Origin of the sequence: Paenimyroides ummariense, from assembly GCF_900115115.1 — a bacterium.
GTDB lineage: Bacteria > Bacteroidota > Bacteroidia > Flavobacteriales > Flavobacteriaceae > Flavobacterium > Flavobacterium ummariense.
This window is the reverse complement of the sequence record NZ_FOVI01000025.1, coordinates 16,429-39,949: the sequence shown is the minus strand read 5'-3', so window position 1 is coordinate 39,949 and position 23,521 is coordinate 16,429. Positions and strand designations below refer to the sequence as shown.

Below are 23,521 nucleotides of genomic sequence, written 5' to 3'. Positions count from 1 at the left end.
AATGCTGTAAGAAACAAAATCATACACAGAATATATGCAGTTGTTAAAAATAAATCTGTGTATGAAAATTGTTTGGTAGTGTCATAGAAATCGAACTGACGAGGAATTAATTATATTGCCCTTGATAGGAGTACCAAATAAAAAAAAGCAAAGCAGGTATTTTTACCTGTTTTTTTATTTCAGGTAATTTCTACCTAAAAGTGTTGGCTTTTTTTTAACAATTTTGGTACTATACTTAAGGGGGCTTAAGACAGAAACTATCAAAATATATTATTACCACGTGTTGCACAAGTTGGGTTTAGAACAATTGATCTAAATAATACTTGATAAACAGCATAGTGCACTTTATTTATTTAGAAAATGTTTACTGTTAAGGCTTTTTAAGTTAAAAACACTTTTAACGCTTACCTAAAAACATAATAAATATGAACGAAAAATTACAAGTGTACACAATAATCAACAATCCTATTTTTTCAGAGGGAATTGAGAATTTAATGCTTACAAAGATTTCTTCAGATGCAAAGATTGTTCGAAAGGAAAATTTACAGGAACTGATAAATGCAAAATCAGATGTTAGAAATCAGCCTGAATTATTAATATACGATGTGGTAAAATTCTCTAATAAAGATTTTAACCATTTGTTACATTTAATGACGCTGAATGCCGATTTTAAAATTCTGATCATAACATCAAACATCAATATAAGCGATGTAAAGCTTTTGTTTGAAATTGGTGTTATGGGTGTGATTAACAATAATATTTTATCGGATCAGTTTATTGATTTTGTTGAAAAGATTTTAAAAGGAAACAAAGTTTTATCAAACGAATATTGGAATTTAATTGTTGAATACTTTTTTCATTCGGTAGAAAATACCGATTTGGTTAAAGAAAAAACAAACGATATAGAAAATGACGTGCTTTTATATTCTGATTTAACCAACCGCGAAAAAGAAATACTGGGATATATTTGCGATGGAAAAAGTACCCGCGAAATTTCTGAAGATCTTTTTTTAAGCTTACACACCGTAGAAACACACCGTCGTAAAATATTAACCAAACTGGGCGTTAAAAACACGGCATCTATGGTAAAGGTTGCCATTAAAAGTAATTTATACGCATTGTAAAAACACACACCACACTTAACTAAATTAATAAACCGCTATGAAAATAGCGGTTTATTTTGTGTTTATTTGTAAAGCTTAATTTTACAACATAGACACATAGCATATTTGTCTGTGTCTATGTGGTGAAAAATAATTTAGTTTGTTATTTAAAATCTACCATTTCTGCGTTGCTGATTATTAGGGTTCTAACATCGTCATCGTTCAAATCAATCTTATAAATATTCTTTTGCGAAATCATATCGTTAGAGGTACTTGTAAAAATAATTTCTGAACTATTAGGTGAAAACATAGGATCTATATCAACTGTCCCCATTGGTTTTAAACTGATAGAAGAAATATCTTTGTGCGTATTGCTGTTCAAATCGTACACAAAAATGCGTGCGTCTAATTGTCGGTATTGCCAGTCTTCGTTGCCAGAAACATCGTGCGTATAAAGCAGTTTTGTTCCGTTAGCATCAAAATCTAATCCGCCAACAGCTCCGGCATTTCCTTGAAAGATCGTTTGTAACAAATTACCATTGGCATCTAAAATAATTATTTTTGCCTGATAGCCGTTGATGTTGTTTGTAACGATTGCAATTTTAGATCCGTCATTACTCCAAGCGCATTTCGATATAAAATGACCGTCTGCAGTTTGATAAATCTGTGTTTGTCCGGTACCATTGCTGTTAATTCTATACAACTTATCAAAACTCGGGAAAATAAACTCGCTTCCATCTGCTTTCCATGCGTACGATAATTGATCGCTTCGGAATCCGTTCACAGGTGTCTGACTGATTTTTACTTCGTTCTGCCCATCTAAATCTGATGTAAATAAATGCGTTTGTCCGCTATATGTTTGCAAATAAGCCAGTTTGTTCGCTGTATTGTTTTTACGAGGTCGCCAGGTAGAATTGGTTAGCGGAGTTATGGTTATAAATTCGGTTAAATCGGTCGCCATAACGTTATAGCTGCCCAAACCTTTACGAACGAAATGATAACGGTATTCCGGATTTTTACGAACAGTAAACTGAAAAGCTTCGCTGTAAACATCGTCGTTAATACTGTCTGATGCTACAATTTGCCAAGTGTAGGTTGTTCCGAAATCCAAATCGGTCATGGTAATTTTTTTGGTTTTCAGGTTCGGAATTTCTACACGGTTATTGGTACGGTTGTTTGTAAAGATCAACTTGTAAATAAGCTCGTCTTTATCCGGATCTGTAGCATCCCATTCTAATTCTACATTGTTGGTTAAATTGGTAGCCAGATTGTTTGGCGCAACAAGAGTAGGAACCGTTGGTGGCGAATTCAAAGATTCATCGGTAACCATTTCAAAAACAATTTGCACTTTTTGTTCGTACTCAATAATGCTTACTGCCTGATATTCGGTAACGTATCCTTTCAATTCTGCACGAACAGAGAAATCGCCCATTGGCATGGTTCCTAAAATTTCAAAATTACCCTTTTCATCAGTAAAAACCGTTGTGGTTGCAGGTGTTGTAGTAATTTTAACATTAGCCAATGGTTCGTTCGATGCCTCTAAACGCACGCTTCCGGTTAATGTTCCCTTGGCGTTTCCATCTACTGTATCTTCGCTACAGCTCAAAAAAGCAAGTGAAAGCAAGGTTAGTATAAAAAAGTATAGTGATTTCATGTGTTAAGATATATTGTTGTTATTTCCCCAGATAAACTTGTAAGCCAATGCCGTACTGTAAAAAATGATCGTCTCTTTTGCCCGATACCATATTGTCCCAATCATCATCGATACCAATGTGGTATTTTGCAAACCCTCTAATACCAACATTTTTGGCAACTAATAGTTCTAATCCGGCACCAATTTGTGTTTTAAACTGAATTTTTTTATCGGGTGTTTTTATGTCTTTTATCGATCCGATACCTGCCGAAAAATAAGGAGTGAAGTTATTAAACGGAAGCATTAGATATTCCAAATCGGCTTCGGCTGAAGTAAATTGCGATTTAAAGTATTTTGGTGACCCTAAATTCTGGTATCCGTAAGATAAACTCAAATTAAAATAATCAGAAAACAAGTATTTAAAATTGGCAGTAGCACCTAATTCTTTCACAATATCCGGATAATCGCCTCGTAAAGAATTTAAGGTTAAAGATCCGCCTAAAGAAAAAGTTGAACGACGGTTATTATCCCAAACACCTTTTCCGGCGACACGTTTATTACTTTCTACAATTTCCTGATTGTATTCGTTAATCAATAAATCGGCTTTGGTTTTATCTTCGTTTTTGGTATTCCAAACATTGTCTTTAATGCCTTCTAAAACCAATAAATACACGGCTTTGTTAATAGCTTCGGTAACCGCCATTTGCACCGGTTCGTTGTTGGTAATACCTACTTCGGCTTCCATTAATCGTTCAACATCAACATATCTGAACATACTTGCGTTGATAGATTGCGAAAGAATGGTTTTAGATGTGTAAACCGTTTTTAAGATCTTGCCCGAATTGGTAGAAACGGCACGCAAATACACCGTAATACGGTCTTGTCTGTATTCACTTGATCCGCCAACACCGAAATATCGCGCACCGGCACCGCCTGTAAGTATGTTGGTGTCGTACGAAATTACACCACCTTCTAACAAAATTCCTGCAAATAGTAATGGCGGAAGATTGTCTGTACCCTGACCGTTAGAATATTCCTGACGGGTGGTTCTGATTATTTGTCGTTCGTTCAATAAATTCCCAATATTTTCCCTTTCAATAGGAGAGAACCATTTACTGTCTTCTAACGATTTTATCAGAATAGTTGTTAAACCCTGTGGTACTGCGGTACTCCAATTGGCTCCCATATTTGATGCTTTGTACTGCCCGGTTTGATCTCTGAACTTGTAAACCCCCACCACAATAGGATCTTGCGGAGCAGGTAGTTTTTTAAAATCTTTTTCAGACGCTGTTATTTCGCCAATTACAGAATGTTCTTCAATTCCCGTAGGTGGTGTAAAAAAAACGCCGCAACTTTGAAGAAATCCTAAAGAAATTAAAACAAGCAGACTGTTTATTTTAGATAGTTTCATGTTTTTTGTGTGCTTGTTTATAAGATAATTTCGGTTGTTTCGCCTGTTTTGTTATCAATAATTCTAATTACGGTTCCGGTTCTGGTTTCGTCTATAGAAATTATTAAATCGCCAATTTCAAAAGTACCTTCTTCTAAATTTTCCAAGTTTTTGTTATCATCAAACAAACCTCGAGAAAGCTGTGATAAAATCTGACGTTTAACGGTTTCCGAAAAATTGTCTAATAAACTGCTGCTTGACGAATTTTTATTGTCGTCGAATTTATTCTGCGCATTTGCCGACGCTAATAAACCACTGTAATTTAGCGGGTTTCCACCAAAATTAGGGTTTACGGGTGTATATACCAATTGCTGTGCAAAACCAGTTGTGCCGGCAAAAAGTAGTATAAATATGGTTGATATAATAGTTTTCATTTTTGTAGTTGTTTAGTAAGTGAACTCATTTTTCAATTTTCCCCTGTGACTTGCGTAACTAATTAGTCTTTGAAAGGTAGTAGCAACCTGCTCTTTGATAAACTCTTCGTCGGGATTTGTAAAAAATTCAAGGATGAGGTCTTGATCTACCTTAACCTGCATAATGCTTGATAAGCCTCTGTGGGGTAACTCGGTAATGTTTATTATAAAATCGAATTTTGTCGGATATTGGTTGTAGGTTGAATAAAAAAGATCGTAATAATCTCTGCCCATTTTGGTTTTAGAATCATCTACAACAATTCCCTTCATAATGCTTAAAGAAGATTCTTTAATTGGTCTTAATTCTTTGGTTGTTATTTGAATAGAATCTTTTGTGATTAATCGGTTTTCAACTTCGTCACGAATAAATAAAATCGCTGTTACTTTTTGTTTTGATGTTTGGTTAACGGTTGTGGTTGATAAACTTTCAATTTGGTTTGGCTCTAACGTAAATTTGCCTTTTTGCTGACTTACCGATAAATTTTTGTTGGCATCGGTTTTTTTAACAAGCAACAAATAATCTAATTCATAATGATATACACCTTTGTTTTGCACCGATGGATGAAAGGTTAAGGTGTTTTCTGATTGAACCACCTCAATTTTTGCCACAATTAAGCTATCCCTGTTTTCCTGAGCCACAGAAACAATAGAGAAAAAGCTGAAAAGCAATAATATAATGGTAAATTTGTTCATTAGTAATTTCTTATAATTACGCTACGGTCGTTTCCCTGCACATTAATAGACATGTTTTCCATAATGCTGTTGTTGCCGTAAATTTCAATGTAATTGTTAGCGCCTTCCATATTAATATTCATGTTAGAAGGTTCTAATTTTGATGTTTCGGTATAATACAAAAGCTGATGATCGCCCGTTTGATTTACCTGCATTTGCTGTGCTTCAATAGTAACATCATTATAATTTCCGGTTTGTACTATGTAGGTGCCTTGCGTACTATTTAACGCGTTAAGCATTAAAGTTTCAGGGTGTACTTTTTGCAGTTCTTTGTTATTAGCTAAAGAATTATTTGCTAGTTGTGCACTTGCTGTTAATGTTCCAAAAAGTGCCAAAATTATTGATAGTATATTTTTCATGATATAGTAATTAGATTTATTTTATATACTATTTTGAATTAAAAAAACTGTCTTAATAAAAATCGTAAATACTTAGAAATTTATTAAGAACAGCTTTTTAACAATTAAACAATAATATCTTTTAAAATGATATTAGTTAGATTGTGTTACCATGATACTATTGTTAGTACCAGACTGCGTACCTGTATGCATGTGGTTGTTACCAGTTTGCATAATTGTAGCTGTATGATCTCTTCCTGTTTGTGTATTCATTGCAGTGTTAAAATCACCGTCTTGCATTACACTAATGCTGTTATCCCAAGCTCTTAATCCGTTTTGTAAACCTGTAGCTGTATTACCATCACCAGTTTGTGAAATTACAATTTCGTTACGAAGTGCACCTAACAAAGAAAATCCTTGAGTAGCAGTAGCGGTATTGCTATCACCAACTTGATCAATATCTACCATGTTAGATAAACCGGTTTGGACAACATCCGCTGTGTTTAAATCACCATTTTGTAGAACATCTGCTGTGTTACCAGAGATTGATTGAAAAACATTTGCAGTATTTCCATCACCCATTTGCGCAATTAAAGACTCGTTGTCAGTACCTAATTGCATAACCATTGCGTCGTTATCATCACCAAATTGAACAATTCCAGAAGTATTGTCTGAACCAACTTGAGAAACACTAGCAAAGTTGTTATGAGAAGGGTTAGCAAAAACTTTACCTACATGTCTGTCAATAGAAGAAGTGTTACCATTACCAATTTGAGATACTTCAGATTCGTTAAAGTTACCAATTGTGTATTCAGTAGCAGTGTTATCGTCACCTAATTGCGTAATAGTTAATTCGTTTGATCTGTAATTTTGGAAGGTATCAACAAAGTTTCCATCACCCATCTGTGCTACATCGGTTACGTTATTAACTCCATTTAAAGTTACTTTTGTGTAGTTGTCATCTCCCATTTGTAAAGAAGTAGATGTATTGCTACCATTGTTTACTTGAGCAACAATTAGTTGGTTGTCATCACCAATTTGTTCTGCATTAGAAGTGTTGTTGTCAGAAACTCTTGAAGTAGTAGATTGTGTAATTGTAGCAGTGTTTCTATCACCATCTTGTAGTAAGTCAGACATGTTTCCAGTACCCCATTGTGTTAAAGTAGCTGTGTTGTTATCGCCATCTTGCTCCATGAATGACTCGTTGTCACCTCTTTGAGAGATGGTAGCTTTGTTTACCGCTCCGTTTTGAGATAATTCACTTAAATTACTTAACTCAGATTGAGTAACTAATGCAATATTGTCTGATCCATCTTGATCAACAAGACTATTACTTCCATTACCGCTTTGTGTAGTTGTTGCGTCGTTGTTACTACCATTTTGATCAACGTTACTTACATGATTTGATCCTGATTGTGTAGCCAATGCCCAGTTTCCGCTTCCATTTTGATCAACGTTACTTACTTGGTTTGATCCAGATTGCGTAGTTGATGCATCATTATCACTACCATTTTGTTCAACGTTACTTGCTTGGTTCGATCCTGATTGCATAGCATATGCCCAGTTTCCGCTACCATCTTGGTCAACATAACTGTCGCTTCCTGAACCAGATTGTGTAGTAGTAGCAATGTTTAAACTACCATCTTGCATAACATCTGATAAATGTCCAGAACCAGACTGCATTAAAGTGTTGTTGTTTGCACTACCAATTTGGTTAGTTATTCCTTGTTGATTGCTTCCACTTTGAGTTGAAGTATCAACGTTTGTTTGTGCCATTGCTGCTGTTGTTGCAAAGAATGCTACAGAGGCACTTAGTACTAATTTTTTCATGATGTAAATAATTAAATGTTGTTATCCAAATTTAGAGTCTTTATAAAGGGCAATCAATCGCTGTTTATAAGCATTTTAGTAAAATACTCATAAACCATGAGTAGGTGTGTAAAGCCTAATAAAATCAACTAAATACACTTTTTTTAAATTTAGCGTAGAACAAATTCTACAAACTCTACGAAACAAGTACTACAAACTGTTGTGGAAAAGTGTATTAATTTTGACTTGTTAATACAAATGATTAAGATAAGTATTGGGCAAATTTCTAAATCTTAATTTATAGATGTTTTAAAAAAAGTGTTAGGGAATTGAAAAAAGAATGATTATTGTTGTTAAGTTAAAGCGAGAAATCATAAAATTTCTCGCTTTACTTTTAATTAAGTCTTATTTTTATTGTAAATACATATATAAATGAAAAAGATCACTCTAATTATAAGTCTGTTGTTTGTTAATTTCGGATTTTCTCAAATTACCGATACCGCTGTAAACAAAGAAAAGTTTCAACAATCGGACTTTCCGTTTAAAGGCAAGCGTGTTTTGCAGGTCGAAGATATTTCTACACCGAAAGAACAAAATTATTATGTGTTTTCTAAAAACGAGCGTGGCAGTGCACAAGACGAATTGTACATACAGCAGTTTAAAAAGATGAATAACGAATGGAAAGTTGTTGCAGAAGATAAAGTTGCCGAGTCGGGAATTATCACTTCGGTTTGGGATGCGCGTAAAGCTTTTTTTGATGCAGATAAAGACGGACAGGCAGATGTTTTGTTTGTTTATTCCAAACATCCGAAAGACAATATAAATGAACAATTGAGTGTTGTTTTGCTTTTGATTTATAAAAATAAATTTTACAGAATGGAAAGTTCGGCTGAAACAAATTACGACCCTATGTTTGATACATACGATTTTAATCCGGATGATCTTCCAAAAGCAGTTTTAGAGAAATTTGAAGGTTTTTGGAATAATTTAGATAAGAAGTAATAACTTTTAATCAAACAAAATCGGAGAATAGGTTGACTATTCTCCGATTTTATCTTTATATCTGTTTAATAATTCGTTAAAAACCGTTTTTAAATAATTTTTATTTTCGGGTGAAAACGGTAAAGTAGCTTCGTTAATTAAATCTCGTAAATGAAGCTGCTTTATTTTCTGTTGATCTTCTGCTAAAATAACAGCATCAGGATAATTTTCGTGCAACAATTTATCAAGTTCATACAATGCTTTGGTATGAATACGGTTGTTGCTGTTGTATTCAAAAAGCAGGGTGCTGTAAATATAATCGTAATCTATAAATTCTTGTTGAATGTTTTGCAGGTTTAACGGAACTATAGAATCATCAACATCAAACGATTGTCGGGTTGACACATTTACATTATCAATGTTATTGATCTGGCTTTTATGTTTGGTGTGCAAGCTTTTTAAAGCATCGGTAAACTGCTGCTTCGTCCATTCGTTGGTTTTTACTTTTTGGCGATATCCTTTTACCAATTCTTCAAACCCAAGTTTTATCAGATCTTTTTCGATACTGCTTTTAAAAAACGAAAACATATTTATCAATTTAAATCGAACAAAAAATCGAGAAAAAATCCCGATTATTTTTTACCTGTATGAAATCTGCGAATCTCTTTTAATAATTCAGACGAGTAAACAAAATCGACAATATCCTCGTTATCGGTTTTCATAATTTCTTCGCTGTTCCCTTCCCAAACCAGTTTTCCGTCTTTTAAAAAGCAAATATGTTCACCAATTTGTAAAACCGAGTTCATATCGTGGGTGTTAATCACGGTGGTAATATTGTATTCGTGGGTAATTTCCTGGATTAACTCGTCTATTACGATAGATGTTTTAGGATCTAAGCCCGAATTGGGTTCATCGCAAAACAAATATTTAGGATTGTTCACAATGGCACGCGCAATGGCAACACGTTTCTGCATACCACCCGAAATTTCGGAAGGCATTTTTTTATTGGCATCAATCAGTTTTACACGATCAATAACTTCCTGAACGCGGTCGCGTATTTCTGCATTACTTTTTTTGGTAAACATTTTTAACGGAAACCCTATGTTTTCTTCCACATTCATAGAGTCGAATAACGCACTGCCCTGGAAAACCATTCCCATTTCTGTACGCAATGTTCTTTTTTCGTTCGGATCCAACGTAGCAAAATCTCTTCCATCAAACAAAATTTGTCCGCTGTCTGGAATATGAACACCCAGCAATGTTTTAAGCATTACGGTTTTTCCGGATCCCGACTGCCCAATAATCAGATTGGTTTTGCCGGCTTCGTAGGTGGTGGTAATTCCCTTTAAAACCTCTTTATCATCAAAAGATTTTTTTAAGTCTTTTACTTCTATCATTAGGCTAATAACATTTGGGTTAGGATATAGTTACAGATAATTATGGCAATTGATGTCCACACAAACGATTTTGTTGATGCTTTACCAACTTCCAGCGCTCCGCCTTCCATGTAATATCCGTAGAACGATGGCACTGTGGCTAAAATAAATCCAAAAACCGCGGTTTTTATAAAGGCATAAACTATATGAAACGGAATAAAATCGTCTTGCAAACCTTTAACAAATTCTTCGGCAGCTAAATATCCGCCTAAAGATCCTGCAATGTATCCACCAAAAATACCAATAAACATACTTAATGCAATAACAAAAGGGTAGGTGATAGAGGCAATTAATTTAGGAAAAACCAAGTAGTTTAACGGGTTAATACCCATAACTTCTAAAGCGTCGATCTGCTCTGTAACCCGCATGGTTCCGATACTCGATGTGATATACGAACCCATTCTACCTGCCATGATAATTGATACAAATGTAGGCGAAAACTCTAAAATAATAGACTGCCTTGCCGTAAAACCAATTAAATATTTAGGGATGATAGGATTGTTTAAGTTTAAGGCGGTTTGAATGGTAACAACCGCGCCAATGAAAAACGATAAAAATGCTACAATTCCCAAGGAACCAATGATTAGTTCGTCGATTTCCTTAAAAATCAGATTTCTCATAATACGCCATTTTGTTGGTCTGCGAAAAATTTCGCCCAGCATAATGAAGTACTTTCCAATGTTAGCTAACATTTTAATCATAACACTATTTTAATCTGCTAATTTACCAAATAAAATTATATTTACTTTAGTAAAATTAAAAGATATCACTTTAAAAAATGTATTTTTGGCTTGCCTTTAATTACAGTCATTTATGAAGCAAATCTGTATAATTGTTCCGGTTTACAACGAAGAATTAAGTATTGATACCTTTTTTAACGAGTTTTTAAAATTTAGTAAAACTTTGGTGGATAAAGGATACAGAGCAAGCGTTTTATTTATTGATGACGGAAGTAAAGATCAAACGCCAAGCATTTTAAACAGATTGATTAAAGAAAATGCCAACTGCAAAGCCTTGATTTTTTCACGTAATTTTGGAAAAGAAGCTGCTTTGTTTGCAGGTTTGGAACATGCCGAAGGCGATTTAATGATTCCTATGGATGTTGATTTGCAGGATCCGTTTGAATTGATCTTTGAAATGATTACTGCTTACGAAAAAGGAGCAGATGTGGTTTTGGCAAGAAGATCTAACAGAGGAAGCGATACTGTTGTAAAAAGATTTTCGGCACAATGGTTTTACAGATTGAACAATAAAATGTCAACTTTAAAGTTAGAAGAAAATGTTGGCGATTTCAGATTAATGATCCGACAGGTTGTAAACGAAATTTTGAGCTTACAAGAAAACCAGCTTTTTATGAAAGGATTAATGAGCTGGGTTGGTTTTGAAACCGTAGTTATTAATTATACGCGACCTAGTCGTAAAGAAGGTAAAACCAAGTTCAACTACATTAAATTATGGAATTTGGCGGTACAGGGAATCACGTCTTTTTCTACCTTGCCCTTAAAAGTTTGGACGTATTTTGGAAGTTTCATAGCCTTTATATCTTTTTTATACGGATTAAAAATCATTGTAGAAAAATTATTCTTCGGAATAAGTGCTTCGGGATACGCATCGTTAATGGTTGCAATACTCTTTTTTGGCGGTGTACAGCTTATCGGAATCGGAGTTTTAGGCGAATATTTAGGCAGAACCTATTTAGAGAGCAAACGCAGACCACGTTATATTATAAAACATAAATTTGAATAACACACTATGAAAGATTATATAAGTTCAAAACAGTTTACAGAAAAGATTCAAATTCTTAAAAATAACAAAACGTATATATTATCTATAGTATTGCTATCAATCTTATATGTTTTACCAATTGTTTTAGCAAACACACATTATGTAGATGATTTAAACAGAACAGTTGCCGGTTATAATTGGGATCATGACGGAAGGTTTGTGAGTTCAAAAATAATGCATTTGCTTTCTTTTCAAAAAGAAGTTGTTTACAGTCTGTATCCGTTTTCAAATATGATCAGCGCAGTAATATTGGCGCTATCGGGTTTTATAATCTCCTATTCTGTGGGTGTTCGTAACAAGTTAATGCTTTTTATTGGTAGTTTTTTGTTGTTAACATGTCCGTTTTTACTAGAAATTTTATCGTATAGGTTTGATTGTATTCCTATTAGCTTATCAATATTAAGTATTGCAGTTCCGTTTTTGTTTTACAATAACAAAAGAATATTTTTTGCGGTATCGGTTTTAGGTGTGTTTTTATCGTTAGGATTGTATCAAACCTCAGCATTATCATACTGCATCATCTTGTGTTTTCTGTTGGCTAAAGATGTTTGGAATAATCAATTTAAAAACGCAGCAATTAGTTTTCTTGTAGCTGCAGTAAGTTTTGTATTGGGTTTTTTTAGTTATAAAGTAGTTTTAAAATGGTTAGATTTAAACTTGTTGAAAGATAGAAGAGCAGATTTTATTTTTGCTGATGATAACCTGAAAATGTTATTGAAAGAACGATTTTACAGCATGATTGATTTAGTTAAACTTTTAATGTTTTCATCATACCGATTCGTTTTTTACATTCTACTTTTTTTTAGTGTTTTAAGTATCGTTATTTACTTTAAGAATAATTTTAAAACCCTGTTTAATAAAATTTTAATTGCAAAAGTAATTATTACTCTTGTTTTGATTTTCTGTATTTTAATATTTATGGCAGGTGTAAATATGTTTGTGTATGAGCCTCGTTGGGTTCCACGAGCAATGATTGGCTGGGCTGTAGGGATTTACGGACTCTATTTTGCGATTTCTTTAAACAGCAAATATAAAAATGTTATGGTCATAATTTCATTTACGCCGTTTATATATTATTCTTTTTTAATGTCGTCTCAATTGGCCATTTACTTAAAAAATCAAGATGAGTTTTCTGATTATATCATTAACCTTCTTTCTCCTAAATTATTTGAACATGGCAAACCAAAGGTTATTATTAATGGGGTGAATAAAACAGCTCATCGAAATATCACTATTAATTTCAGCACCATGCCTCTTATTTATCAATTGGCACCGATATATGAAAATAACGGTTGGGGTTGGGGAATTATCAGACTGAATAAATTTGATAACATATCAAGCGTCTACATTGGTGATCAGGAGCGTTTGGATGTTCTTTCAAAGATGAAAGAATTTCCTGTTGTAGATAAAAACGTCTATTATACTTTAAGAATTAAAGATGATATTGCAATTGTTGATTTTGATCGAAATGAATAATTAGAAAAATGAAAGAATTTAAAAAAGTATTTTCAGATTCAAAAGCATATCAGTATACGCTGATTTTATCTTTTTTCTACATTCTTCCATTACTGTTGTTAAATATATGGTATATGGATGATAATACAAGAATATTAAATGGTTATAACTGGAATCATGATGGAAGATTTGTTGCATCATATCTATCACGATTAATTACGTTTACAGAACATACTTTTGATCTTTTTCCATATAGCTTAATTCTTTCTGCTTTTATTCTAGGTACAGCAGGATACATCTTATGTATTTTATGGTCAATTGAGAAAAATAATAAAATAAAATGGTCTTCACTTTTTGTATTGATTTCTCCTTTTTACTTAGCTAATCTGCCTTACAGATACGACTGTATTTACATGTCATTATCAATTTTATTGCTTATAATTCCGTATGTGTATTTTCATCAGAAGAAGTGTTTTATAATATTTTCAATAATTGGAATTTTCTTGTCTTTAGGATTATTCCAACCATCTGTAAGCATTTATTTTATAGTTGGCTTTGTTTTTATATTTCATCTTATTTTACAAGATCAATGTAAAACTGCAGCGAAAAAATTAGCAAGCATTTTATTAGCTTTCTTTATAGCTTTAATTCTGTATAGACTATTTTTAATTGTAACCGAAATTGATGTTACTGATAATAGAATGAAAATGATTTTATTTGAATCTAATTTTGTAGAACTTTTATTCTTAAAATGGAATATGTTTTATGAGAATTGGAATCTTTTAATGACTACAAATGGTTACCAATATTTATTCTTTGGTTTTTTTACAGTTCCATTCATTTACTTATTTTTTTTCTCAAATAGGAGATCGATTCTTAAATATATTGCTCTTTTTCTTTTAACACTAGTTTTTGTATTACTACTTATTATATTAATTCCAGGCGGCAATTTAATATTAAAAGCCTCTTATTTGCCAATGCGTGCTTTGCCGGCATTAGGGGTTGTTATTTTATCATTTTTAAGTTTCTCATATCGATTTAATAAATATTTGCTAATGTTGTGCCGAGGATTGATTGTAATTCATGTAATTTTCTGTTTTAATTTAATGACACAATTAGGTAATACATTTTATTTTCAGAAGCAATATCATGAAAATGTAACAACAGAATTATCAGATTTGGTTAGAACTTACAATGTGAAAAAAATTGCAATTCACAATTATTTAGGACCAGCCCCTAAATCTAAAAAGCTTTATTATAATTATCCGATTTTAAACGCAGTTGTAAACCATGGAGAAATTAGTGAGAATTCACTTTTTACTAAAAGTGTGTTAGATACTTATGGTGTTTTTCATAATGTAGAATTGATTCCTTACGAATCTATAACATCAGAAAAAGTAATGTTAGTTGATATTTACCCCTATAAATTTTATAAAGTAGATGCTGAAACTTTTGTTATAGAATTAAATAGAGAAAGTAAATAATGTTCTAATTTTAATTAAAACAACTTCTCTTTCATTTTTTTCCAACGATATGTTCGTATGAATTTAGCTTGTTCTGCTGTTACCAGTAATGATGTTTTATTGTTTTTGGCTTTAAAAAAACCTTTTAAATAATCAATAAACAATAAAGGTTTTTGTTTGCGTAAGGCTAATTTTAAACTGGCAATGGCGGTAATCCAAAAACCGTATCCCAACCTGTAAAAAGCTTCGCCTTGTTTGTATCGCGCCGATTGATCGTAGGTAGCACCTGTTGGTTTTAAATGCTTTACTTTTAAATCGGGTAAAGTAATAATTTGCCAGTTGTAAAAACGGCACAACAATTCGTCAACAGTATCCCAACCCATTGCAGGTTTTAAACCGCCAATTTCTAAAAAGCATTCTTTTCGGTATGCCTTAAAAGCTCCGCGGATATGGTCTTTATCGGTTAAACTTTCTAAAATCCATTCGTTGTTTTTTTCGATATACGCAAAACCGCCCACCATTCCAATTCGATTGTCTTTGTTGAATGTTTCAATAATTCGTTCAAAATAATTTGTAGGAAGAATCAAATCGGCATCTAACTTTACAATAATATCAAACGAATCGTCTAACGTTTCAAAACCCTTATTAAATGCTCTGAGAACCTTGCTTCCGGGTAAATGCTTATTTTCAGATTGATTAAAAACTTGAGAAATATTCACGTGTTTTTTTTCAAAATCGGCAATGATATCAGCAGTTCTATCGGTAGAATTATCGTTAACAACCACAATTTTATCGGGTACAACGGTTTGCTGCACCAACGAATTTAATGTTTGTGCAATAAAAGCTTCTTCGTTATAAGTGGGAATGACGCAATAAACCTTCATACTATATTTTTTCTGCCAAAATCATATAATAGCGTGGAGTGAACTTTCGCAAAAAAGGTCGAATTCCGATTTTATTCACGGCATGTGCCCATTTTTTGCGAGCCGTAATTTTATAACCGCATTTTTCAACTAACCAGTCTAACTGCCAGTCTTCAAACTCGTGATAATGTCTGTCCCAAACATCTGTTTTACTACGATAAGCCGGCGAAAACCACAAACGCAACGGAACCGAAATCACTATTTTTTGTGCCTTGCAGTTTTTTAAAACCGTGTATGGATTCAGCAAATGTTCAAAAATTTCAAAAGCCGTCAATACATCGTAATCTATTTGTTTCAACGCTTCCTGATTTTCGTCTAAATCTTCTCCGGTGGTGTTTTGTACATTAAATCCTTCTTCTTTCATCAACACAGACAGCGGATTTTCTACACCCAAATCTAAAATTTTTTCATCTTTAGAAATATGTTCCAATAAAAAATCTATAGTAATTTTAAAGCGTTGTTTCGGATAAGTTTTTTCGTACATAATAGAAAATTGTGATTGGTAAAAGTAATTAAAATCAATTTAAAGATTAACGATTATATTTGTAAAAAATGTAAAATGGATACCAAGTTTTCTAGCAAACAGGCTTTGTGGTTTACGCTGATAAATTATTTCGGCGTGCTCATTGGCACGGTGTCTACGCTGTTTATTTATCCGTACGATAAAGATTTACTGGGAATTATTCGTTTTATTGATGGTTTTGCTCAAATCCTGTACCCAATTATGGTATTAGGAGCATCAACCGCTTTATTGAATTTCCAACCCAAATTGAACGATTTACTACAGCGGAAATTATTTTCGTACAGCATGATTTCTATTGTCTGGATGATTTTTTTCTGTGCCATTGGTGTAAGCGTTGTTTATTGGTTTGATTGGCTGGAAAACAAACAGTATTTTATTTACGGATTTTTTATAGCGATTTGTCTGGCGTATGTTGATCTTTTTAAGCGACAGGCAACCAATCTGCAAAAGCTTTCAGTTCCGACTTTTTATGAAAAAATTATTCCTAAAATTACGTTACCCTTAGCTTTTGTATTGATCTTGTATTACGGTTTTACAGAAACACAAGGATTGATTTTTTATACTGTTTCTTTTGCAGTTATGTTGATTGCAATAGGTTTTTATCTGTTCAAATACTTTAAGCCGTTATATACCTTAAACTATAAAGATTTATTTCAAGAGATACCCAAAAAACAATATTATCAATACAGTCTGTACGCTTTTTCGGCAAGTTTAGGATCTTTTTTTGCCTTTAGGATAGATTCGGTTATGATACCTGAGTTCTTATCTAATACAGCCAACGGAGATTTTAATATCGGAGTAAATCTGGCAAATGCCTTAATGATTCCTGCAGCCGGAGTATTTGCATTGTACAGTCCGTTAATATCCGAATCTTTAAAGAAAAACGATTTATCGGTTTTAAAGATCAAGTATGCCGATGTCGCCAAAAACCTCTTTTTTATAGGTATTCTACTATACGGCTGTGTACTTTTAGGTATGAAAGATTTCTTCGAGATTTTACCAACTTCTGATAAATTACTCCCTGTTTTACCCGTATTATACATTTTAGGCGGAAATGTAGTTCTAAATATGGCAACCAGTTTTAATACCGAAATCATTGCCTACTCTAAATTTTACCGATTCAACTTAATAGCTATATTGCTTTTAGCAATTTTAAACGTGGGTTTAAACTACTACGTTTTAACGCAGACTAATTTCGGAATCATCGGCGTTGCATGGGCATCATTTTTTGCCATGATGGTTTTTAACCTTACCAAACTGTGGTTTATTTACCGCAAATTTAATATGCTGCCTATAAACACCAATTACATAAAAACCATTGCAAGTAGCTTGGTTTTGCTAACAATTGCTTTTGTTTTGCCGCTAAGTATTTTTGGAATGTTCGATTTTATCATTCGTTGCAGTTTCTTCGCAGGTACCTTTATGTTGTTGATATACAAAACCGGCTGGGTTCAGGAATTTAATAATAATGTGAAGAAAGTACTGAAACTGGTTTTACGAAAGTAAGAAGTCTTTATTGGTTTTCAATTTATTTCTTTCGCTCTATTAAACGCTTTGTTGGGGCTACACTATTTATTTAACAGCGCTTTACTATGCTTTAACCGCGGAGTTAATGCGGCACTGATGCGGCATTGTGCGTTGGAGATAGCAAGCGGAGAATCATTTAAGCTGTAAGATAATAATTTTTTGTTTTAGATAACCTGTTCCTGTTTATTTTACACAATTAACAACCTATTTGTTACAAGACGAGTTTATAGCGATCCTTAAAAAAAAATAACCTGATGGCAGGTGTGTTTTACCAATAACCGTTGGGAGATTAATTTAACTGAATCAGAATAATGGGAAGATCAATAAGGGACAATGGAGCTTAAATAAAAGAGGGTGTCCAAAAAGTATCATTCTGAGCGAAACGGAGTGTAGTAGAAGAAACTGAAGTTTTGATTATTAGAGATTGCTTCGCCAGTTCGCTATCGCTCGGGTTCTCCTTCGTTGGAATGACACATTCCCAATTTTTGTTCTTTTCGGACACTCTCCTGATGATACTACATTTTCGTAAATTTTTAAGTAATATCAATTGTAGTTTTAGATCCGTTTACTTCCTCTTCCTGATACATATTTAAGTGAAGGTCTGTACTGTTTAAAACTTTTGTCGTGTAAGTTGCCAGGTTGTTGATTGTGATGGTTATTTCATCGCCGTTACGGGTATATGTAGCTGTTCCCGATTGTTCATGTTCCGCCTGTTGTGGAGTTGCCAGAGTGTACATGTAATATTCAACGGTGTTGTCTGCTTTGAAATCATATCCATTTTTGACACCGGCAGTTTTTGTATCTACATCTTGCTGGTCGATAACTACATTGCCTTCCATTTCCATTTTCGTATCCATATTCTGCATTTCCAATTTTCCTAACAATATGTTTGCGGGTTGCGACTGAGGCTGCGGAGCAGATGACTTGTCGCTAGTTGAACAAAATGAAAGTGATGAAATTGCAAGTGTTGAGGCAATTAATAAAATACTAAAATTTAGTAAAAATCAGGATAAACATAAGCATGTTTAAATAAAATAAATTAGTTTTTTAGTTAATATAAAATCAAAAGAATGGTTATTTAACATTAAAATTTTCTTAAAAATTATTTTACGTTAAAATATTTAATACGACAGATAACGGCATAGTTTTTTATATTAATATTTGTAAATCAACTGTTTACATCATACAAACAATAATCCATATTAAACTTTATTAATACCTATTTAATTATGAAACGTGTTTTATTTATTCTATTACCCGTACTTTTTTTGACGGTTTCTATCCAGTCTTGCGCCGAATATGCTGATAGCGAAACGCCGATACCAAATCCTAACCCTAACCCAAATCCCAATCCGAATCCTTCTCCCACGGTTGTAGCTAAATGGAAAAAGATAGGTATCACAGATACTCAAGGCATAGACATAGCATACCATGACCACGAGTGCGCTACGATCTACGATTATATGGAACTTTTTTATAATGGTACGGCTAAAGATGTAAGTTATCTGACAGATTGCGTTACGACTGAAGAAGATACAGGAACTTATACCGTGAGCGGCAATACACTTACGATGACCGCAAATGATCCCGATGGAAACTTAATTTCGGGCGATATGACCATATTGGAGCTTACAAACAATGAATTACGTTTGAAGGTAGAACCACTTGACTTTGTCATAGTTTTTGAGAAATATTAATTGATAGATAGCGTGCATCGCACGCTATTTATATTATTTATAGGGCTTTTGGTCAGTATGTTGGCTATAAGTTGTTTATTGAATTGATTTAGAATAAATTATCATGTATTTATGATTATAAAATAAGTAGTCAAAATATCTTTTTTTTGAAGATAATTTAATGAAAAATATATTCTACCTCTTTTCTCGTAAAAATTCAGGATATGCTCTCTTAAAAGTAACAACTTGCGTATAAAAGAGTTATATTTATAGAATCATTATTCTATCTGCGAAAGAGATTATTAATGATGAACTGACTCCGAAACTCGAAACGACACTATCTTTTTCATGGAAAACAGCCCCGGCGTTGTAGCAATGCTGGTTACATTGTAAACTAAGTAATTGTTTTTTTACTAATCCTGTCATTCGCCAATTCGAATTGGACGAAGTGGAATAATACATTTATAAATTATGGCTAACGTTAGTTTTTTTACAGAGGAAGGTTCCATTACTTCAAACCAATCTGCAACAGAGGCTTTTGGTCCTTTACCAGATAGCGGTAATTCCGAGAACTACAATTTGGAGAATAGATTTGTGATATCTGCTGATGCTCCTGCGTATGCCATCACTAAAGGGTTACTAATCGCAATAGCTAACTCCGAAAACGTTAATCTATTAAACCTGATACTTCTTCCCATAAATAGTGTGACAGCGGGAATGCCGATTAAGTTCTTTATATATAGAGGTATACGTAAAACATCGCTGATAAACAGCAATAACACCATTCCTGTAGCTGATGGGACATGGGCACCCGACAATATTCTTAAAATCATAAAGGATCTTCAGGACAAAAAGAATATTGAGGATAGTACTCCGGGAGTCGTAGCTACATCGGATAGTCTCGGGTATCAGTTCAGCAACCTGCCTGATACGACCTACCTTGAAAAACTATATTATAATAATGGTGAAGGATTCCAGCCGTTGATCGTGAATTCTGGATGCCAGATAGGCAAGTTCAACGGAGGTACAAATTTAGCAGGTATTACTGTAGCTATGGAATTTATTGGTAAAGCTCCCAAACTAAGTATTGCTAATAAAGGTACGCATGTATTTTCTATTCAAAAAGTAGATCTAAACAACCCTTCACTAAACCCAAAAGAGCAGATGGAATTAGCTTTTAAGAACAGGTTTGAAAAAGAAGAAATTTTAAGCTGTATCGATCTTGCTGCATTTTACGGTGCCTGTATAAATCAAAAAATCAGAATTTCGGGATTATCGGACACTACACCTTTACAACGGTTTTACGGTAAAGATATAGTCTATGTAGATATACGGGATGATTACGGGTTTTCGTTCAACCACTTCTTTAAGTTTCAAGACGAAGTGCAGTACACCGTTTTACCTTCAGGTGGTTCGGGAACACCTACAAATTTTACTGTTACCGATTATTATCAAACCTGGCCGATCTTACGGGTTAAAGGGATGCAATACAACACTGCTAAAGATTATCTGTGGTTGAAATTGCCCTTATACAAATTAAAATTAGATTCTCCTTTCTATCTATGTTCGTTTACAGGCTATTTCTATTCGGTGTATGAGAAAAGTACACAAAACTATGGTCTTATAGCTAATGATACCGAAAAAACTACGATTAATTTTGATGATACCGAACCTATAAGGTTCTGGAACTGGCGTCATAATGACAATTCTCTCGGGGCAAATTATATTTTTATAAAAGTAAGTTATCCCCCGGAGCCTTCAGCACAAGAAGTTTCCCGTGAACTGCGGGATCTGTTTCGGGTAAACATCGAAAGTTTTTTTTCTGACACTGTTTTAACAGATGGCGAATTTGGTGTAAAAAACTACGATTCAATAAATGCCCCTATAACAAGGGATTCTTCTACCGGACAGGTCTATACGTCTGTAATAGGAATAGTCTATGACAAAGAGCATGTAACCCTATATACCTATAGAGAAAATATAATCTACAGTGAGAGCGAGGTTGATGAGTATTTTTCCTATCCGATCTTTAAGACAGGACTATATACAAAGGAATATGCTATTGAAGATTATGATCTGGCCGGAGTGACCAATCCCAACATCGGATTTTTAAGTCTGTGGCGTAACAGACAAATTATTGACAATCAGACCATCCGAAAACTGACAGTAAATAATGGAGACGATGTTGCGACTGAAGTACTCACGCTAAATTTAGACGGTGATTTTTTAGAGAGCGACGATGTTGTTAACGGCTTGGAAGTAATCACCCTTACAAGGAGTGAATTTGCTTATCTGCAAAATGTTCAGGCAGGCGATTTTCCCGGACATCCTAATTTTATTCGAAGCGGAGAAACATCTATAAAGACTGAGGATACTTACTCACTAACGGAGATTAAGCTTACACTGGGTGTACCTGCGGTTTTAGAAGATGTACCATCAGGCGCATTATATGTAGGAATAGAAGACAGCCCTGTATCTATAGTTCACAATGGTAATCCGATCAAATTTACAGCGATAGATTTTTTATAAAATGATTTAGGTTATGGCGATATATATATCAAACGATGCTATTCAGAATATACCCATTGCTTCTGAAGATGGTAATAAGCAAAGAGGCAAGCTCTCTTCCAATTTGTTAAGGAGCGACAAGTATTTATCCGCACTTGTGGAAAATCCAAATAAAGTAGCACCACTAAGAAAGGGAGCTGATCACGAAAGTGTCAGAACGATTATTATTGCCTTTAAGATACTAAAAATAACATACGTCCAAGACGCACCTGAATTTACAAACGTGAATAGCCAATCTACTAACTTTAATGAAGCAGTAGAAAACAATGTGAAATTAGTCCAAACATGGGTTGGCTTAAGTCCTTCAGGAATCGTGGATGTAGAGACAGTACTTGCTCTCGATCAAAAACTTTTTGAAGTTGTCAGAAATCTCTATACTAAAGATGTAATTGGAAAAAATACCAACGTTGAAATAAGCTATTTTGATAAGTATAATGAAGGTACAAATACATATACTATTACTAACGTTTTGCAGGAAAATAATGATGTTATTCCAACGGATACAGAACAATTACCACGAGGGCAAATAATAATAGAAATAGATAAAGGAGCCGTTTTTCCCTCGCCATCAACGAGGTCAAATATTGAGAAAAACAACCAAGCTATTGAAGGAAAACAATTATACAGCAACTTCAGTCTTCCACTCAACACAAATATAGCAGTTGAAACGAAAGACAATCCGCAAAAAATAACAAACGATTTAGAGAATTTTATTGAAACAACACCTAAATCTGAGTTTGAAGATATGGGTGAAACCTATGAAGTTTCTGCCGGCGAGAGTTTCGCCGATATTGTGCTGAAAAAATATTATAACACAGGACCCGAATCAATAATTAGTCCCGTGGATGGCAGTACGATATTTACCTTTCCAAACAGAACACCTTTTCCTGTAGCAAACAGATCGGAAGATGCACGGTTTCAGTTTTATTTAAACTTTTTATACTATTCCAATACCGAAGAAATAGATGGGAACGTGCAAAGCTGGGGAATGAAAATGGCAAACAGTTATAGCCGGTATAATGTTGATGAGCTTGAAGATTACAATATTTACAACAATAATTATAACCCCTCTGATGCAAACACAGCGTTGCCAAATTACTACCGCTTTCTGAAACATATGGAATTGGTAAGACCATCAGCCAAATTAAATTTTGATGGTGTGGGCAATTGTCTGAATTTTACACCCGATGCGGGTAAGAAGATCGTAATACCTAAACGGCAGTATGTCGATTCTATTTATAATTTACTAAACTATCGCCACGGAGAAATGCTTGAACCCGTTGCGGGTAAAATGGTTCAGGTGGTGGGATCTGCACTTACAGGAGTGATCAGTACGTTAGAAAGCGCACTTAATACCCTAACGGGCGTTGCACAGATCGTAAAGACCGAGGCGATTGCCGTTTATAACGAAGCAGCGGATTTCTTTATTACAGGTTTGGCATTCCTAAAAGATTTCCTCAAAGAATACTGGCCTCGTGGATCAGGCGGAAAATTACAGCTTGATTTAGAAGTAACATGGGGAATACCTGTTGCAACAAATGGTAGTACGGAACGACGTCTTTGGAGAAAAGTAACGCAGCAGGATGAAATCACCATTTGTTTTGCTGAAAAAGGCAGTTTAAAAGTTGGCGGAGATGTCGCAGTTGGTGTCAATGCAGCTTTTTTTCAGGTGTAGGTAAGAAAAAAAGAACGTTAGGTGTAGATCT

The 23,521-nt window shown here is 33.9% G+C and carries 21 protein-coding genes; 9 read left to right on the top strand and 12 right to left on the bottom strand.

All coding sequences use genetic code 11. The features are described 5' to 3' along the window. Positions 1 to 425 precede the first annotated feature (425 nt). Positions 426 to 1,124, top strand: coding sequence for a helix-turn-helix transcriptional regulator (locus BM253_RS14165; RefSeq protein ID WP_091525616.1), 699 nt, complete (start codon positions 426 to 428; stop codon positions 1,122 to 1,124). 142 nt (positions 1,125 to 1,266) lie between these two features. Here BM253_RS14165 and BM253_RS14160 read toward each other — a convergent pair whose 3' ends face one another. The 6 genes from BM253_RS14160 to BM253_RS14135 all read right to left on the bottom strand — a co-directional run bounded on the left by BM253_RS14160 (position 1,267) and on the right by BM253_RS14135 (position 7,499). Then, positions 1,267 to 2,757, bottom strand: coding sequence for a carboxypeptidase regulatory-like domain-containing protein (locus BM253_RS14160; RefSeq protein WP_091525614.1), 1,491 nt, complete (start codon positions 2,755 to 2,757; stop codon positions 1,267 to 1,269). A 19-nt stretch (positions 2,758 to 2,776) separates the two neighbouring features. After that, positions 2,777 to 4,147 (bottom strand): CsgG/HfaB family protein, encoded by a 1,371-nt coding sequence (locus tag BM253_RS14155; protein ID WP_091525611.1) that lies wholly within the window; start codon positions 4,145 to 4,147, stop codon positions 2,777 to 2,779. Positions 4,148 to 4,164: 17 nt separating this feature from the next. Then, on the bottom strand, positions 4,165 to 4,560 hold the full coding sequence (locus BM253_RS14150; protein WP_091525609.1) for a curli assembly protein CsgF: 396 nt from the start codon (positions 4,558 to 4,560) through the stop codon (positions 4,165 to 4,167). A 12-nt stretch (positions 4,561 to 4,572) separates the two neighbouring features. Next, a complete protein-coding gene (locus tag BM253_RS14145) occupies positions 4,573 to 5,292 on the bottom strand; it encodes a CsgE family curli-type amyloid fiber assembly protein (RefSeq protein WP_091525607.1) in 720 nt (239 codons plus the stop codon). Beyond that, positions 5,292 to 5,690 carry a hypothetical protein gene (locus BM253_RS14140; RefSeq protein WP_091525605.1) on the bottom strand — a complete coding sequence of 133 codons (399 nt, stop codon included), beginning with the start codon at positions 5,688 to 5,690 and terminating at the stop codon, positions 5,292 to 5,294. The genes BM253_RS14145 and BM253_RS14140 overlap by 1 nt, the downstream gene beginning before the upstream one ends. Positions 5,691 to 5,822: 132 nt before the next feature. Continuing rightward, positions 5,823 to 7,499, bottom strand: a complete 1,677-nt coding sequence (locus BM253_RS14135; protein WP_091525603.1) for a hypothetical protein — start codon at positions 7,497 to 7,499, stop codon at positions 5,823 to 5,825. A gap of 411 nt (positions 7,500 to 7,910) precedes the next feature. Here BM253_RS14135 and BM253_RS14130 point away from each other — a divergent pair, with 411 nt between their 5' ends. Beyond that, positions 7,911 to 8,480 (top strand): hypothetical protein, encoded by a 570-nt coding sequence (locus tag BM253_RS14130; protein ID WP_091525601.1) that lies wholly within the window; start codon positions 7,911 to 7,913, stop codon positions 8,478 to 8,480. A gap of 36 nt (positions 8,481 to 8,516) precedes the next feature. Here the strand turns inward: BM253_RS14130 and BM253_RS14125 are convergent, their stop codons facing one another. The 3 genes from BM253_RS14125 to BM253_RS14115 are packed head-to-tail and all read right to left on the bottom strand — an operon-like array spanning position 8,517 to position 10,596. Then, the gene (locus BM253_RS14125; protein ID WP_091525599.1) at positions 8,517 to 9,047 is read right to left on the bottom strand and encodes a hypothetical protein; all 531 of its coding nucleotides are present in this window, start codon (positions 9,045 to 9,047) and stop codon (positions 8,517 to 8,519) included. A gap of 44 nt (positions 9,048 to 9,091) precedes the next feature. After that, positions 9,092 to 9,856 carry an ABC transporter ATP-binding protein gene (locus BM253_RS14120; protein WP_091525598.1) on the bottom strand — a complete coding sequence of 255 codons (765 nt, stop codon included), beginning with the start codon at positions 9,854 to 9,856 and terminating at the stop codon, positions 9,092 to 9,094. After that, a complete protein-coding gene (locus tag BM253_RS14115) occupies positions 9,856 to 10,596 on the bottom strand; it encodes an MlaE family ABC transporter permease (protein ID WP_091525596.1) in 741 nt (246 codons plus the stop codon). Before BM253_RS14115 ends, BM253_RS14120 begins: the two co-directional genes overlap by 1 nt. A 112-nt stretch (positions 10,597 to 10,708) precedes the next feature. On the opposite strand from BM253_RS14115, the gene BM253_RS14110 reads away from it, so the two are divergent. The 3 genes from BM253_RS14110 to BM253_RS14100 are packed head-to-tail and all read left to right on the top strand — an operon-like array spanning position 10,709 to position 14,619. After that, positions 10,709 to 11,641, top strand: a complete 933-nt coding sequence (locus tag BM253_RS14110; protein WP_091525593.1) for a glycosyltransferase family 2 protein — start codon at positions 10,709 to 10,711, stop codon at positions 11,639 to 11,641. A gap of 6 nt (positions 11,642 to 11,647) precedes the next feature. Beyond that, positions 11,648 to 13,156 (top strand): glucosyltransferase domain-containing protein, encoded by a 1,509-nt coding sequence (locus BM253_RS14105; RefSeq protein WP_091525591.1) that lies wholly within the window; start codon positions 11,648 to 11,650, stop codon positions 13,154 to 13,156. 8 nt (positions 13,157 to 13,164) lie between these two features. Then, positions 13,165 to 14,619 carry a glucosyltransferase domain-containing protein gene (locus BM253_RS14100; RefSeq protein ID WP_091525589.1) on the top strand — a complete coding sequence of 485 codons (1,455 nt, stop codon included), beginning with the start codon at positions 13,165 to 13,167 and terminating at the stop codon, positions 14,617 to 14,619. 14 nt (positions 14,620 to 14,633) lie between these two features. Here the strand turns inward: BM253_RS14100 and BM253_RS14095 are convergent, their stop codons facing one another. Next, positions 14,634 to 15,482: a glycosyltransferase family 2 protein gene (locus BM253_RS14095; RefSeq protein WP_091525588.1), complete on the bottom strand. Its 849-nt coding sequence runs from the start codon at positions 15,480 to 15,482 to the stop codon at positions 14,634 to 14,636. A gap of 1 nt (position 15,483) precedes the next feature. Beyond that, on the bottom strand, positions 15,484 to 16,005 hold the full coding sequence (locus BM253_RS14090) for a class I SAM-dependent methyltransferase (RefSeq protein ID WP_091525586.1): 522 nt from the start codon (positions 16,003 to 16,005) through the stop codon (positions 15,484 to 15,486). A gap of 75 nt (positions 16,006 to 16,080) precedes the next feature. Here BM253_RS14090 and BM253_RS14085 point away from each other — a divergent pair, with 75 nt between their 5' ends. After that, positions 16,081 to 17,550 carry a lipopolysaccharide biosynthesis protein gene (locus BM253_RS14085; protein ID WP_091525584.1) on the top strand — a complete coding sequence of 490 codons (1,470 nt, stop codon included), beginning with the start codon at positions 16,081 to 16,083 and terminating at the stop codon, positions 17,548 to 17,550. Between the two features lie 554 nt (positions 17,551 to 18,104). Here BM253_RS14085 and BM253_RS14080 read toward each other — a convergent pair. Continuing rightward, entirely contained in the window at positions 18,105 to 18,428 is a 324-nt protein-coding gene (locus BM253_RS14080) for a lipocalin family protein (RefSeq protein ID WP_091525582.1), read from the bottom strand. Between the two features lie 411 nt (positions 18,429 to 18,839). Here BM253_RS14080 and BM253_RS14075 point away from each other — a divergent pair, with 411 nt between their 5' ends. From BM253_RS14075 to BM253_RS14065, 3 genes are all read left to right on the top strand, one after another. Next, entirely contained in the window at positions 18,840 to 19,268 is a 429-nt protein-coding gene (locus BM253_RS14075) for a lipocalin-like domain-containing protein (RefSeq protein WP_177205797.1), read from the top strand. A gap of 450 nt (positions 19,269 to 19,718) precedes the next feature. Next, on the top strand, positions 19,719 to 21,776 hold the full coding sequence (locus tag BM253_RS14070; RefSeq protein WP_091525578.1) for a hypothetical protein: 2,058 nt from the start codon (positions 19,719 to 19,721) through the stop codon (positions 21,774 to 21,776). Positions 21,777 to 21,789: 13 nt separating this feature from the next. Next, positions 21,790 to 23,490, top strand: a complete 1,701-nt coding sequence (locus BM253_RS14065) for a hypothetical protein (protein WP_091525575.1) — start codon at positions 21,790 to 21,792, stop codon at positions 23,488 to 23,490. Positions 23,491 to 23,521 lie beyond the last annotated feature (31 nt).